The organism is Flavobacterium sp. ov086, assembly GCF_900187965.1.
Taxonomy (GTDB): domain Bacteria; phylum Bacteroidota; class Bacteroidia; order Flavobacteriales; family Flavobacteriaceae; genus Flavobacterium.
Genome location: NZ_FZNL01000027.1, coordinates 12,543 through 26,413, shown reverse-complemented (window position 1 = coordinate 26,413; position 13,871 = coordinate 12,543). Strand labels below are relative to the sequence as shown.

14 protein-coding genes are annotated in these 13,871 nt (G+C 31.3%); all 14 read left to right on the top strand.

Features of this window, described 5'->3' with window-relative positions:
- The first annotated feature begins 84 nt into the window (after positions 1 to 84).
- The 14 genes from CHB81_RS22740 to CHB81_RS22670 all read left to right on the top strand — a co-directional run bounded on the left by CHB81_RS22740 (position 85) and on the right by CHB81_RS22670 (position 13,868).
- Complete coding sequence (locus CHB81_RS22740; protein ID WP_089354129.1) at positions 85 to 1,545, top strand: DUF5687 family protein; 1,461 nt, start codon at positions 85 to 87, stop codon at positions 1,543 to 1,545.
- Positions 1,546 to 1,656: 111 nt separating this feature from the next.
- On the top strand, positions 1,657 to 2,352 hold the full coding sequence (locus CHB81_RS22735; protein ID WP_089354128.1) for an ABC transporter ATP-binding protein: 696 nt from the start codon (positions 1,657 to 1,659) through the stop codon (positions 2,350 to 2,352).
- Positions 2,353 to 2,441: 89 nt separating this feature from the next.
- The gene (locus CHB81_RS22730; protein WP_089354127.1) at positions 2,442 to 5,048 is read left to right on the top strand and encodes a tetratricopeptide repeat protein; all 2,607 of its coding nucleotides are present in this window, start codon (positions 2,442 to 2,444) and stop codon (positions 5,046 to 5,048) included.
- A gap of 2 nt (positions 5,049 to 5,050) precedes the next feature.
- Positions 5,051 to 5,464 (top strand): polymer-forming cytoskeletal protein, encoded by a 414-nt coding sequence (locus CHB81_RS22725; protein ID WP_089354126.1) that lies wholly within the window; start codon positions 5,051 to 5,053, stop codon positions 5,462 to 5,464.
- Positions 5,430 to 5,651, top strand: coding sequence for an AtpZ/AtpI family protein (locus CHB81_RS22720; RefSeq protein ID WP_089354125.1), 222 nt, complete (start codon positions 5,430 to 5,432; stop codon positions 5,649 to 5,651). Before CHB81_RS22725 ends, CHB81_RS22720 begins: the two co-directional genes overlap by 35 nt.
- A 517-nt stretch (positions 5,652 to 6,168) precedes the next feature.
- Positions 6,169 to 7,344, top strand: coding sequence for a F0F1 ATP synthase subunit A (atpB, locus tag CHB81_RS22710; RefSeq protein WP_089354177.1), 1,176 nt, complete (start codon positions 6,169 to 6,171; stop codon positions 7,342 to 7,344).
- Between the two features lie 40 nt (positions 7,345 to 7,384).
- Positions 7,385 to 7,588 carry an ATP synthase F0 subunit C gene (gene atpE / locus CHB81_RS22705; RefSeq protein WP_039113322.1) on the top strand — a complete coding sequence of 68 codons (204 nt, stop codon included), beginning with the start codon at positions 7,385 to 7,387 and terminating at the stop codon, positions 7,586 to 7,588.
- Positions 7,589 to 7,672: 84 nt separating this feature from the next.
- Positions 7,673 to 8,164: a F0F1 ATP synthase subunit B gene (locus CHB81_RS22700; RefSeq protein ID WP_089354123.1), complete on the top strand. Its 492-nt coding sequence runs from the start codon at positions 7,673 to 7,675 to the stop codon at positions 8,162 to 8,164.
- Between the two features lie 4 nt (positions 8,165 to 8,168).
- Entirely contained in the window at positions 8,169 to 8,699 is a 531-nt protein-coding gene (atpH, locus tag CHB81_RS22695; protein ID WP_089354122.1) for an ATP synthase F1 subunit delta, read from the top strand.
- Positions 8,700 to 8,738: 39 nt separating this feature from the next.
- Positions 8,739 to 10,316: a F0F1 ATP synthase subunit alpha gene (gene atpA / locus CHB81_RS22690; protein WP_089354121.1), complete on the top strand. Its 1,578-nt coding sequence runs from the start codon at positions 8,739 to 8,741 to the stop codon at positions 10,314 to 10,316.
- Between the two features lie 91 nt (positions 10,317 to 10,407).
- Positions 10,408 to 11,268 carry an ATP synthase F1 subunit gamma gene (gene atpG / locus CHB81_RS22685; protein ID WP_089354120.1) on the top strand — a complete coding sequence of 287 codons (861 nt, stop codon included), beginning with the start codon at positions 10,408 to 10,410 and terminating at the stop codon, positions 11,266 to 11,268.
- A 480-nt stretch (positions 11,269 to 11,748) separates the two neighbouring features.
- On the top strand, positions 11,749 to 12,324 hold the full coding sequence (locus CHB81_RS22680) for a TerD family protein (protein ID WP_089354119.1): 576 nt from the start codon (positions 11,749 to 11,751) through the stop codon (positions 12,322 to 12,324).
- Between the two features lie 69 nt (positions 12,325 to 12,393).
- Entirely contained in the window at positions 12,394 to 13,059 is a 666-nt protein-coding gene (locus tag CHB81_RS22675) for an HAD family hydrolase (protein WP_089354118.1), read from the top strand.
- A 2-nt stretch (positions 13,060 to 13,061) separates the two neighbouring features.
- Positions 13,062 to 13,868 carry a phosphoribosyltransferase family protein gene (locus tag CHB81_RS22670; protein WP_089354117.1) on the top strand — a complete coding sequence of 269 codons (807 nt, stop codon included), beginning with the start codon at positions 13,062 to 13,064 and terminating at the stop codon, positions 13,866 to 13,868.
- Positions 13,869 to 13,871 lie beyond the last annotated feature (3 nt).

The following is a 13,871-nucleotide window of genomic DNA, read 5'->3' as shown; positions in this document are numbered from 1 at the left end:
GGGCACGAAATTATTTTTTTTAACTTTTTTTGTAACGTTTTCTTACATTTGGTCTCTTACTACAAAACTCAAAACCAATTAACCATGATTAAAAAGTTTATTTACCTCGAATGGAAAGCCTTCACCAGATCGGCATCGTTTGGTAAAAGTGTAGCGATGAAAATAATAATAGGTTTCTTTATGATTTATTTTTCGCTGCTTTTTATTGGCGGAGGAATAGGAATATTTTACGTACTTAAAAAAATGAATCTGGAGCCTTTTGAAACCATTAATAAATTTTTGATTTATTACTTCTTATTCGATTTAATTATTCGATTGTTATTGCAGGCGATTCCGGTTCTTAATATCAAACCATTATTGGTGCTGCCGTTTCAAAAAAACACAATTGTACATTTCTCTTTAGGAAAAACAGCTTTGTCTTTTTTTAATTGGCTTCATGCACTTTTTTTCGTTCCGTTTTCGATTGTGTTAGTCATAGAAGGTTACAGTCTGATGGGAGTCATTTTCTGGAATTTGGCTATTATCGCTTTAATTTACATCAATAATTTTCTGAACATTATTTTAAGCAATATCGACAAATTGTTTGTTGTTTTTCTTGCTGTAGTTGTTTGTTTAGCCGGAGCGCAATATTATAAATTATTTGATATAACGACTTTTACAACACCTGTTTTTCAAGGCTTCTATGCACAAATGGGATTATTTTTGATTCCTGTTTTAGTTTTAATTGGATTGTATCAACTTACTTTTAAGTACTTTAAAAATAATTTGTTTTTAGACGCCGGTCTTTCTAAAAAAGAAGATATAGCTACTACTGAAGATCTTTCATGGTTAAATCAATTTGGAACTTTAGGAACTTTTCTTAAAAATGATATCAAATTGATTAAGAGAAACAAAAGGTCAAAAACGACTATTGTAATGAGTGTAATCTTTTTATTTTACGGACTTATCTTTTTCGGAAATTCTCATCAACCAGAAGTGATGAAAATTTTTGCGGGAATATTTGTCTCGGGCGGATTTCTATTTGTTTTTGGTCAGTTTGTACCAAGTTGGGACAGTTCATATTATCAATTAATGATGACACAGAATATTCCGTATCGCGGTTATATTACTTCAAAATGGTGGCTGATTGTTATTGTAACTTTTGTTTCGACAATTTTAGCTTCTTTTTATCTTTTTTATGGATGGGAAACGTATTTAATTATAGTAGTTGGCGCAATTTATAACATCGGAGTAAACTCTCATATGGTTCTTTTGGGCGGTGCATTTACAAAAACACCAATCGATTTAAGTAATGCCGGCGGAGCTTTTGGAGACAAAAAAGCATTTAATGTGAATTCAATGCTGCTTTCGTTACCAAAGATATTTTTGCCATTATTACTCTATTGGCTTGGGCTTCATTTTGCTGATAAAACAGTAGGATTGGCATTAGTTGCCGGAGCGGGAGTTTTAGGTTTTATATTTAAAGACAAGGTTTTTTCTTTGATCGAAAAAAGATATAAAATTGAAAAATACAGTACAATAAGTGCTTATAAACAAAAGAATTAATTAGTCAATTTGAAAATGTGTCAATTAGATAATTAGCTTCAATTGGCTAAATCAAAAATTAAAAAAACATCAAATTAACGATTAACCAAATCAACAATTAAACAGTTAAAAATGATACAAGTAAATCAACTTTCAAAACAATATAACGGTACAACAGTTTTAAACATTAGTAATCTTGAAATTCCAAAAGGGCAAAGCTTTGGATTGGTTGGCAATAACGGAGCAGGAAAAACGACTTTCTTCAGTTTGTTATTAGATTTGATCCAACCTTCGACGGGATTTATTAAAAACAATGATATTCAGGTAAATACAAACGAAAAATGGAAATCTTTTACAGGATCATTCTTGGATGAAAGTTTCCTGATTGGATACTTAACTCCTGAGGAATATTTTTATTTTATTGGAGATTTACGCCATCAAAACAAAGCTGATATTGATGCTTTATTGGTGAAATACGATGAGTTTTTTAATGGAGAAATTCTCAATAATAAAAAATATTTGAGAGATTTATCTAAGGGAAATCAGAAGAAAGTGGGGATAATTGCCACACTTATAGGTAATCCTGAGGTTGTCATTTTAGATGAACCTTTTGCAAATTTAGATCCAACCACGGTTAGCCGATTAAAAAAAATTATTAAAGAATTAGCAGAAGATCCAAACGTTACTGTTTTGGTTTCAAGCCATGATTTACAGCATACAGTAGAGGTTTGCGATCGAATTGTTGCTCTTAATAAAGGAGAAATTGTAAAAGACATTCAAACATCAAGAGAAACCTTACAAGAATTAGAATCGTTTTTTGCGGTATAAGTTTCTAAAGTTTGAAAAAAGAAGTGTATTTTTACAAGTTATTATACTAAAAATCCTTTTTAGAAGTTAACTTGATAAACTCTTTTCTATTGAAAAAGAATACTCTAAAATATAGTTTTGTTCTCGTGATTTTGCTCTTTTTGATAGCTTGTTCTACCAAAAAGAATACTTTTCTATCTAGAAATTCGCACGCTTTAAGTACAAAGTATAATATTTTGTATAATGGCGGGATTGGTCTTGATAAAGGGTTGAAATCTATTCAGGCTAATAATCAGGATAATTTCTGGCAGATATTGCCTATTGAAAAAATGCAAATTGACGAGAATTTTTCTGAAGGGGAAAAGTCTAAAAATGCTGATTTTGAAAAAGCCGAAACAAAAGCAACAAAAGCTATTCAGAAGCATTCAATGAATATTGGAGGAAGAGAAAAAAACTATCAAATAGATGAAGCTTATTTAATGCTTGGTAAAGCCAGATATTACGATCAACGATTTATTCCGGCACTTGAAGCATTTAATTATATTTTATACAAATACCCAAATAGCAGTAATATTTATACAGCAAAAATTTGGCGAGAAAAAACCAATATGCGTTTAGGAAATGACGCTATTGTGATAAAAAACATTAATCTTCTATTAAAGAAAACAGATTTAGATAAACAAACTTTTTCGGATGCAAATGCTTTATTGGCAGAAGCATTTTTAAACTTAGAAGAAAAAGATAGTGCTATAACGAAACTTAAGGTTGCCGAGAAATTTACCAAGATAAAAGAAGACAGAGCGAGATATCGTTTTATTTTAGGACAGATGTATCAGGAAGCCGGAAAAAAAGATAGTGCGAATTATTTTTATGATGGCGTAATTGATATGAATCGAAAAGCAGATCGAAAATACATGATGCATGCTTATGCTAAAAAAGCAGAAATGTTCGATTATCAAAACGGCAATCAGGATTTGTTTATTGAGATGTATAATAAACTGGTTAGCGATCGTGAAAACCGACCTTATTATGATATCCTTTTTTATGAAATGGGTGTCTTTTTTGATAAGTATAAGGTACAGGATACAGCTCTAATATTTTACAATAAATCATTGGCAAGAAGATCTAAAGATTCTTATTTAGTGGCTTCGACTTACAGAAATATTGGAAACATGTATTTCAAAAATACCGATTATACAATGGCTGCCAAATATTATGACAGTACATTAACAAAATTGGATAAGAAAACCAGAGAATATGCTTTTATTGAAAAAAACAGAAAAAATCTTGACAACGTAATTAAATATGAAGGTATTGCAAAACGCGATGATAGTATTATAAAGGTTAAAGGTTTGTCTGATCCGGATCGAAAAATTTATTTTGAAGGATATATTGCTGAGCTTAAAAAGAAAGATGAAGCAAAACGTATTTTACAAGAAAAAGAGAAAGAAAAATTAGCAAATATCGATCGGAATAATAGTACTGGTAATTCGCCAACAGCTATTAATCCAAACTCTACAGGAATGCCAACAGATCCTGGAACACCAACGCTCCCCGGTGGAAACGAAACCGCAAGTACGTTCTATTTTTATAATCCAACAACGGTTGCTTATGGAAAACTGCAATTCAAGAAAATGTGGGGGAATAGAACTTTAGGAGGAAACTGGAGATTAGCCGGATTAAGATCTGCGAATAATGCAGCAATGAACGATACAATAAACAGTAAAGATGCGGCAAATGCTCTGAAAGATACTATTGTGATCGAAAAATATACTACTGACTTTTACGAAAAACAACTTCCAACAACACAAGTTGCGATGGATAGTATAAATAAAGAACGTAATTTTTCATACTATCAATTAGGACTTATTTATAAAGAAAAGTTTAAAGAATACAATTTGGCGAGCGACAAACTCGAACAATTATTAAAAAACAATCCGGAGGAAAAATTGATTTTGCCATCGATGTATAATTTGTATAAAATCTATCAGATTACAAATCCTGCTAAAGCCGAAAGAGTTAAGTCTGATATTATTACCAATTATCCAAATTCGAGATATGCGCAGATTTTAAATAATGCGAATCCAGATGATTTGGCATCAGCCGATAAGGAATATCAAAAATGGTACAAACTGTTTCAAGAAGAACAATTTGAAACTGTTTTGGATAACATAGACAATCTGATTAATCAATATTCCGGTGACGAAATTGTTTCTAAATATGAATTGTTGAAAGCAAATACTTTAGGAAAAGTAAATGGTTTGGCAGCTTATAAAAAAGGATTAGAATCAGTTGCAGATAATTATCCGAATAGTGAAGAAGGTAAAAATGCCAGAGAAATTTTAGAGAAGCAAGTTCCAAGTTTAGAAAAGCTTGATTTTACTACCGTTGACAATAAAAACTGGAAAATTATATATGTGATTTCAAAAGAAGATACTAAAGCACTCAAAAAAATTGAAGAGGCAATCAGAGTATTTTTGTTAGTTGAAAATTATGAAAGGTTAACAACTTCTTTTGATAAATACAATAGAACACAAAGTTTTGTAGTTATACATGGTTTAAAATCGGAGGCTTATGCCAAAGATGTTTCAGAAGTTTTTAGAGATGATAATAAGTATAAAATCACACAACCTGCAATTATCATATCGAGTGATAATTATAAAGTGATTCAAATTAAAAAAAATCTCGAAACTTATTTAGCCCCAAAAACCCCATAATCATGTTTGATAAAGTCAAAAAAAACGGAACAGAACTCTTAGGAAAAACAAATAGAATAGTAGAAGGTACTTCTATAATTGGTGATATCGTTTCAAAAGCTGATTTTAGATTGGACGGAGAATTGATTGGAAATTTTACTTCGCAAGGAAAATTAGTTATCGGAGCATCGGGAATTATTAAAGGAGAAATTGTTTGTAATAACGCTGATATTGAAGGAGAGTTTCAAGGAAAAATTAAAGTTTTAGAAGTCCTTAATATAAAAGCAACAGCCCGTATTCACGGAGAAGTTATTGTTGGAAAATTATCTATCGAACCTGGAGCAGAGTTTACAGCAACTTGCGCAATGTTAACAAATAACACTAAAGAAGTTACATTAAAAGATGGAAAAGGAACCAAAGAAGAACTCAAACAATAAATGGTTAGTTTTTGTTAATATTCCCATTCAAATGGGAATTATTATTTTTATATTTTCCTATCTGGGAGTGAAGCTAGATGAGAAGTATTCAAACGGTGGTTCATTGTGGACAATTATTTTTTCACTATTTTCGGTCTTTTTAGCACTTTATAATGTTTTAAGACAAGTAAAAAATTTGAATAAATAATGAACAAGACTACCGATTTTCTAAAGTATTTCCTTCCTTTCTCTATTGTATTATTTGTTGCGCAATATTTTGCCATGCAATTCCTATCAGATAAATTCGTCTTCCTGTACTCAGCATGGAGTATCTATTTATTTAATATTGTAGCAACTTTTTTGGTATATCTCTTTTTGATTTTTGTACATAAGAATTTCGCAAATTATACAGGATTTGCTTTTCTTGGCGCGAGCTTTATTAGAATGATGGCTGCTATCGTTTTTTTAATTCCTTTGATAAAAGCACATGTTAAAAATCCGATTGTTGATATTAGTACATTTTTTATCCCTTATTTTTTATTTTTACTTTTCGAAACATATTTCACAATTCGCTTAATAAACAGAGGTTAATTGCTTTATTAACAATAAGATTGCCTCTTAAAAACTTAAATATTAAAAATTACATATATAAATTTTCAATTTTCAATTTTAAATGTACCTTTGCAAAAAATTTTTGGAACCTAAAATTAGATACAGATTTAATAATGATAATTTCAAATAAACCAGTCCAGTACTTATTAGTTACCTTATTAGCACTTACTTCGTCGACAAATTTTGCTTCAACTCCTGTTGATAGTGTTTCTGTGAAACATGAAACAGTTGAGACAGTAGAAGGAAATCATGGAGAAACAAGCGCTCATGGGGAAAATGTTGGTCACAAGATCGAAGAAGAATTTAATGCTAGTGAATTAATCAATTCACACATTGGAGATTCTCATGATTTTCATATCGCTGATTGGGATGGGCATCCAATTTCTTTTAGTCTTCCAGTTATTTTATGGACGAATAACGGATTGGAGATTTTTTCATCTGCAAAATTTCACCACGATAATTCAGGTGAGCATGTAGTTGATATTAACGGTGAGAAATTAGTTCGTTATAAAGAAATAATTTTTTATGCGGATAAATTCGAAACAATGACAGCTGATCAGAAAAATACAGGTGCTTTTGCTTTTGATGCAAGACCTTTAGATTTTTCTATCACAAAGAATGTTTTTTCTATGTTGATGTCTGCAATTATTTTGTTCTTCTTATTTTTTGCAGTTGCAAGATCTTATAAGAAAAACCCAAATGCACCAACAGGATTAGCTGGATTCTTAGAACCGTTGGTTACTTATGTTAGAGACGAAATTGCTGTTCCAAATATTGGTACAAAAAAGGCTGGAAAATATATGCCATACCTTTTGACAATCTTTTTCTTCATTTGGATTAACAACCTTATTGGATTAATTCCTTTCTTCCCATTCAGTTCTAACTTAACAGGTAATATCTACTTTACATTTGTAATGGCATTTATCACTTTCATCGTTACAACTTTAAGCGGAAATAAATCTTACTGGGGACATATTTTCAACACACCAGGAGTTCCTGTGTGGTTGGCTCCAATCATGATTCCTGTAGAAATTATCGGAATGCTTACTAAACCATTTGCATTAATGATTCGTTTATTCGCAAACATTACTGCTGGTCACATTATCATTTTGAGTTTAGTTTCTTTAATCTTCATTTTCAAAAGTATTGCTGTAGGACCAGTTGCCGGAGCATTCGTATTGTTCATGAGTGTTTTAGAAATGTTAGTTGCTGCTTTGCAAGCGTATGTATTTACTTTGCTTTCAGCATTATTTATTGGTCAGGCTGTTGAAGAGCACGATCATCATTAATTAGAGTTTTATTAATTATTAACTATATAAATTTATTATTATGGTATTAGCTGGAATCGGAGCTGGATTAGCTGTAATTGGTGCAGGTCTTGGTATTGGAAAAATTGGTGGTTCTGCAATGGACGCTATCGCTCGTCAACCAGAAGCTGCTGGAAAAATTCAGACTGCTATGATTATTGCTGCTGCACTTATTGAAGGTGTTGCTCTTTTCGCAGTAGTTGTTGCGTTAATCACAAACGCATAATTAAAAAAATTAAACTTCCTGTAGCGGTTGGCTTCAGGAAGTTTTTTCAAAAAAACGACAAACAAATTTTAAATATATACTGTTATGCAATTAACTTCACCAGAAAGTTTAATTTTTTGGACAACAATTATCTTTATTGTTTTCTTCATTCTTTTGGCAAAATTTGCTTGGAAACCGATATTGGGAGCTGTAAAAAGCCGTGAGGAATCTATCAACAATGCTTTAGCATCTGCAGAAGCAGCACGTTTAGAAATGCAGAATTTAACTGCAGACAATGAGCGTATCTTGAAAGAAGCTCGTGCAGAACGCGATGCAATGTTAAAAGAAGCTCGTGAAATGAAAGAGCAAATGATAGCTGATTCTAAAAATGAAGCACAAGAGCAAGGTCAAAAATTGATTGCTCAAGCTAAATTGGCAATAGAAAATGAAAAAAATGCTGCTATGGCTGAATTGAAATCACAAGTTTCAACTTTATCATTAAGCATTGCTGAAAAATTATTGAAAGAAGAATTATCTAACAAAGAATCTCAAACTAAATTAGTAGAGAAATTGTTAGGTGACGTAAAGTTAAACTAAGATTATGGCAAGTACAAGAGCAGCAATTCGTTATGCACAAGCAATTCTGGACTTAGCAAACTCTAAAGGTGTTGCCGAAGCTGTCAGTAACGATATGAAATCAATTGCTTCAACAATTGGTTCCAATATAGAATTGAGTACCTTTATCCAAAGCCCAACTAAAGTTGAAGTTAAAGAGAGTGCTCTTTTAGAAGTTTTCGCAAATGTAAATGGTGTAACTAAAGGGTTATTTCATTTATTGTTCGAAAATAAAAGATTTGAAATTCTTGAGGCAATAGCTCTTGAATACAATAAATTATTTGATCAAAGTAATGGTGTTGAAGTAGCGAAAGTTACAACTGCAATTCCTATGGATGCTGCTTTAGAAGCTAAAGTTTTGGCTAAAATTGCAACATTGTCAGATAAAAAAATAACAATAGAAAATATAGTAGATCCGTCAATTATTGGAGGATTTATTTTAAGAATAGGTGATCAACAATACAATGCTTCTGTTGCAAACAGATTGCAGGTATTAAAAAGAGAGTTAAGTAATTAGTTTTATTACACATAAAAGTGTCTAAATTATAAATTTAAGATGGCGGAAATCAAACCTGCTGAAATTTCAGCAATATTAAGAAAGCAAGTAGAAGGTTTTGAATCTGGTGCTACGCTAGAGGAAGTAGGAACGGTACTTCAAGTTGGAGACGGTATTGCTCGTATTTACGGGCTATCTAATGTACAATATGGTGAGTTAGTTGAATTTGACAACGGACTTGAAGCTATTGTATTGAACCTTGAAGAAGACAATGTTGGTGTGGTACTTTTAGGACCATCAACAGGAATCAAAGAAGGATCAACAGCAAAAAGAACACAACGTATTGCTTCTCTTAAAGTAGGTGAGCAAATGGTAGGACGTGTAGTTAACACTCTTGGTTTTCCAATTGATGGAAAAGGACCAATTGGTGGAGATTTATACGAGATGCCTTTAGAGAGAAAAGCTCCTGGAGTTATTTTCCGTCAGCCGGTAACTGAGCCATTACAAACAGGTATTAAAGCTGTTGATGCTATGATCCCAGTTGGTCGTGGACAACGTGAGCTTGTTATTGGTGACCGTCAAACAGGTAAATCAACTGTTTGTATCGATACAATCTTAAATCAAAAAGAATTTTACGATGCAGGAAAACCTGTATTCTGTATATATGTTGCAATTGGGCAAAAAGCTTCAACTGTAGCAGGAATTGCTAAAATGTTAGAAGAAAAAGGTGCAATGGCTTATACCGTTATTGTTGCAGCTAATGCTTCTGATCCAGCTCCAATGCAAGTTTATGCTCCTTTCGCAGGTGCTGCAATTGGAGAATATTTTAGAGATTCAGGTCGTCCGGCTTTAATTGTTTATGATGATTTATCTAAACAAGCTGTTGCTTACCGTGAGGTTTCTCTTTTATTAAGAAGACCACCGGGACGTGAGGCATATCCTGGAGACGTTTTCTACTTACACTCTCGTTTATTAGAGCGTGCTTGTAAAGTAATTGCAGATAATGGAATTGCTAAAAACATGAATGATTTACCAGATTCTATTAAGTCTATCGTAAAAGGTGGTGGTTCATTAACTGCTTTACCAATTATTGAGACTCAGGCTGGTGACGTTTCTGCATACATCCCAACAAACGTAATTTCGATTACAGATGGTCAGATTTTCCTTGATGGAGATTTATTCAACTCTGGAGTTCGTCCTGCGATCAACGTAGGTATTTCTGTATCTCGTGTTGGAGGTAATGCTCAGATTAAATCTATGAAAAAAGTTTCTGGAACTTTAAAATTAGACCAAGCTCAATTCCGTGAATTAGAAGCTTTCGCTAAATTTGGTTCTGACTTAGATTCAGTTACTTTAAACGTAATTGAAAAAGGAAAAAGAAACGTTGAGATTTTGAAACAAGGTTTAAACGATCCTTATCCAGTAGAAAATCAAGTAGCTATTATTTATGCAGGTTCTAAAAACTTATTGAAAAGTGTTCCTGTAAATAAAGTAAAAGAATTTGAAGCTGATTTCTTAGCTTACTTAAACAGTAAACATAAAGATACGCTTAATGCGTTGAAAGCTGGTAAGTTAGATGACAACATTACTGATGTTATCGAAAAAGCAGCAAAAGAAATTTCAGCAAAATATATCTAATTAGATGATTCGTTAATTAGATAATTAGAAAATATCTCAGGAGACTTTCTAATTATCTAATTTTCAAATTGTCACATTTTTTAATCGACAAATGGCAAATTTAAAGGAAATCCGTAATAGAATTACTTCCGTTTCATCGACGATGCAAATTACATCGGCTATGAAAATGGTTTCTGCAGCAAAGCTTAAGAAAGCACAAGATGCAATCACTGCGATGCGCCCTTATGCCGAGAAATTAACGGAATTGTTGCAAAATCTATCTGCTACACTTGATGGTGAAGTTGGAGGAGATTATACAACACAACGTGAAGTAAAAAAAGTATTGCTTGTTGCTATAACTTCAAACAGAGGTTTATGTGGAGCATTCAATTCAAATGTTATTAAAGAAGCTAAAAACCGTGCTGCTTTTTATGCAGGAAAACAAGTTGATATTTTTCCTATTGGTAAAAAAGGAAATGATGTACTAAGTAAATCTTTTACAGTACACGGTCACCATAATGCAATTTTCGATCATTTGACTTTTGATAATGTTGCCGGAATTGCTGATAATTTGACTGAGAAATTTTTATCAGGAGAATATGACAGAATCGAATTGATCTACAATCAGTTTAAAAATGCTGCTACACAAATCGTTCAAACAGAGCAATTTTTACCGTTAGCACCAATTAAATCTGATGCACCAGTTTCTGCTGGAGATTATATTTTCGAACCGTCAAAAGAAGAAATTGTGTTGACTTTGATTCCAAAATCATTAAAAACTCAATTATACAAAGGTATTCGTGATTCATTTGCTTCAGAACATGGAGCGCGTATGACAGCAATGCACAAAGCAACTGACAACGCAACTGACTTGAGAAACCAATTGAAATTGACTTATAATAAAGCCCGTCAGGCAGCTATTACAAACGAAATCCTTGAGATCGTTGGTGGAGCAGAAGCTTTGAAAGGATAAGATAATTTTCTATAAAACTTAAAAAGAGCTAACATTAATTTGTTAGCTCTTTTTTGTTTCTGTTATTTATCAAATTACATCCTTTTATTTTGAAATTTTGGACCATTTACTGTTAAAAGACCATTTCGTTTTGATCGTCTTTTTAATAATATTAGAGTAGTTATTTTTATTATTTATTGCGATGGTAAAGAGTATTTCTTCTTTCTTTAATGAATAGAAATAGTTAGATTTTAAAGATTGATATAAGCAGTGCTCAAAAAGAAGATTGTAAGTAAATATTCTTCTTTTTTATTGTATCATTTATTCAAAAGATCTATTTGAGTTTTTATCGCTTTGATGATTTTTGATCAAATTTTATTGAATTTTATTGAATTTTATTGAATTTGTTGATAAATTTTTGGGCTTTTACGGGAACCCACATTTTTACTCAATTTGCTTTTTGTATCATTGTATGTTTAAAATTTAAATAAGAATAGTATAATGGCAATAAATTTACAAAAAGGACAAAAGATTGATATTGGTTTGTCTAGAATTTCTGTAGGATTAGGGTGGGATCCTAATGAAGGTACAGGGCATGAATTTGATTTAGATGCTTCTGCTATAATGATTAACTCTGATCGTAAACTTTTAGGCGAAAAATACTTTATATTTTATAATAATCTAACCTCTCCTGATGGGGCGTTAGAGCATACAGGAGATGATCCTACAGGTGGTAATAGTGATGGTGATGATGATGAGGCTATTAAAGTTGATTTAAGTAAAATCGACACAAATGTGCAAGAAATCCTTTTTGTAGTTACCATTGAAGATTTTGAAAGAAGAAGACAAAATTTTGGACAGGTAAGAAACTCTTATATAAGAATTGTGGATGATGCAAATGGGCAGGAAATTGCTAAATATGAATTAGATGAAGATTTTTCAGTTGAGACTGGAGTTGAATTTGGAAGACTGTATAAACGAAACGATCAATGGAGATTTGAAGCTTCCGGAATTGGATATAAAGCAGATCTAGGCTTTTTCCTTGAAAAATATTATTCGGGAGAGATAATAAAATAGATCAGTTAACAACGAAGTATATAGTGCACACATTTTAAGCTATTATATTTCATGATTTAAAAGTATATTTTGAAACTAAATTATAAAAATTACGACCATTTTTCTTTTGATTTATGGTTAACATTAATAAGATCTAACCCTGAATTTAAAAGGAAGAGAAATTTATTATTTAAAGACTTTTTTGAAATAAATGCATCTATCGAAAAAGTATCTGAGGTAGTAAGATATTATGATGTTTTATGCAATAATATTAACGAAAAAACAGGGTTAAATTTAAGTACATACGAGATTTATTATCTAATTTTAGGTGCACTCGAGGTAGATTTAGCTTCAAATGGTTTAGAACGATTAGCAGCATTTTATGATGAAACAGAAGCTTTGTTTTTTAATAATAAACCAGAATTGATTTTTCCGGATATTAAACTTCAGTTTGAAGAAATAGTAGCCGAAGGAAAATCAATTAACATATTGAGTAATACTGGATTCATAAAAGGAAAGAGTTTAAGAAAGCTGATCTCGTATTATGAATTGGCTGATTTTATTTCTTTTCAGATTTATTCCGATGAAGTAGGATTTTCAAAACCAAACAAAGAAATTTTTCAGTTGGTTTTTGATCAGGTAAAAGAATCAAAAAAAATAGAAAAAAGCGAAGTACTGCATATTGGAGATAATAGTATTGCAGATTATAATGGCGCAATCAATTTTGGATTTGAAGCGCATTTATTAAAAATTTAAAAGTGAATAAAAGTTACAGCCTACACAAAATTATCGATAAAGATAATTGTCCATTTAAAGAAAAGGAATACAGCCGATTTAAATTTGGTGACAAATTCTATGCAGAAAAATTTGCCAAAGATTTGTTTGCCGGATTTGTAGATCAGTTTAGAGAATTACTTCTTTCAGGTGAGGAAATTGTTATTTTGCCAAGTCCATATTTGTCAATACCAACAGCTTCAAACTTTTTGTGTTACTACTTCAAAAAAGAATTAAACAGCTTTTTATTTAGAAATGGTAAGAAAGCTAGTATAGAATCAAAAATTTATAGAAATCAAACTTACGTTACAGATTATGGAAATTTAGACTTTAACGAAAGGGTAAATTTAATATCTAATGACACCTATTATATTGATCGAAATTTCATTAATAATAAGCTCTGCATTTTTGTAGATGATATTAAAATAACCGGAAGTCACGAACATACCGTAAACAAAATATTGAACCAGTATGAGGTAAACGGAGATTTCATTTTTATTTATTTCGCAGAACTGGCAAATAAAGATATTCATCCAAAAATTGAAAATCACTATAATTATTTTGATATTAAAAATGTTGAAGATATCATTTCGGTTATTAATAGTGAACATTTTCAATATAATACCAGAATAGTAAAATTCATTTTAAGTTTAAACGAAGATGAGTTTGGGTTTTTAATAAATAGCATTTCTTCCAAAAAAAGTGATGAATTATTTCATTTGGCGATAAGTAATAATTACCACCAGATTTTAGAATATAAAACAAACATTAATGTAATAAAAATAGAGTAAAAC

What these genes read in the sequence shown, in the direction of transcription:
- CHB81_RS22740 (WP_089354129.1), top strand. Translation starts at nt 85, where the DNA reads ATGATTAAAAAGTTTATTTACCTCGAATGGAAAGCCTTCACCAGATCG.
- CHB81_RS22735 (WP_089354128.1), top strand. Translation starts at nt 1,657, where the DNA reads ATGATACAAGTAAATCAACTTTCAAAACAATATAACGGTACAACAGTT.
- CHB81_RS22725 (WP_089354126.1), top strand. Translation starts at nt 5,051, where the DNA reads ATGTTTGATAAAGTCAAAAAAAACGGAACAGAACTCTTAGGAAAAACA.
- CHB81_RS22720 (WP_089354125.1), top strand. Translation starts at nt 5,430, where the DNA reads ATGGAAAAGGAACCAAAGAAGAACTCAAACAATAAATGGTTAGTTTTT.
- atpB (WP_089354177.1), top strand. Translation starts at nt 6,169, where the DNA reads ATGATAATTTCAAATAAACCAGTCCAGTACTTATTAGTTACCTTATTA.
- atpE (WP_039113322.1), top strand. Translation starts at nt 7,385, where the DNA reads ATGGTATTAGCTGGAATCGGAGCTGGATTAGCTGTAATTGGTGCAGGT.
- CHB81_RS22700 (WP_089354123.1), top strand. Translation starts at nt 7,673, where the DNA reads ATGCAATTAACTTCACCAGAAAGTTTAATTTTTTGGACAACAATTATC.
- atpH (WP_089354122.1), top strand. Translation starts at nt 8,169, where the DNA reads ATGGCAAGTACAAGAGCAGCAATTCGTTATGCACAAGCAATTCTGGAC.
- atpA (WP_089354121.1), top strand. Translation starts at nt 8,739, where the DNA reads ATGGCGGAAATCAAACCTGCTGAAATTTCAGCAATATTAAGAAAGCAA.
- atpG (WP_089354120.1), top strand. Translation starts at nt 10,408, where the DNA reads ATGGCAAATTTAAAGGAAATCCGTAATAGAATTACTTCCGTTTCATCG.
- CHB81_RS22680 (WP_089354119.1), top strand. Translation starts at nt 11,749, where the DNA reads ATGGCAATAAATTTACAAAAAGGACAAAAGATTGATATTGGTTTGTCT.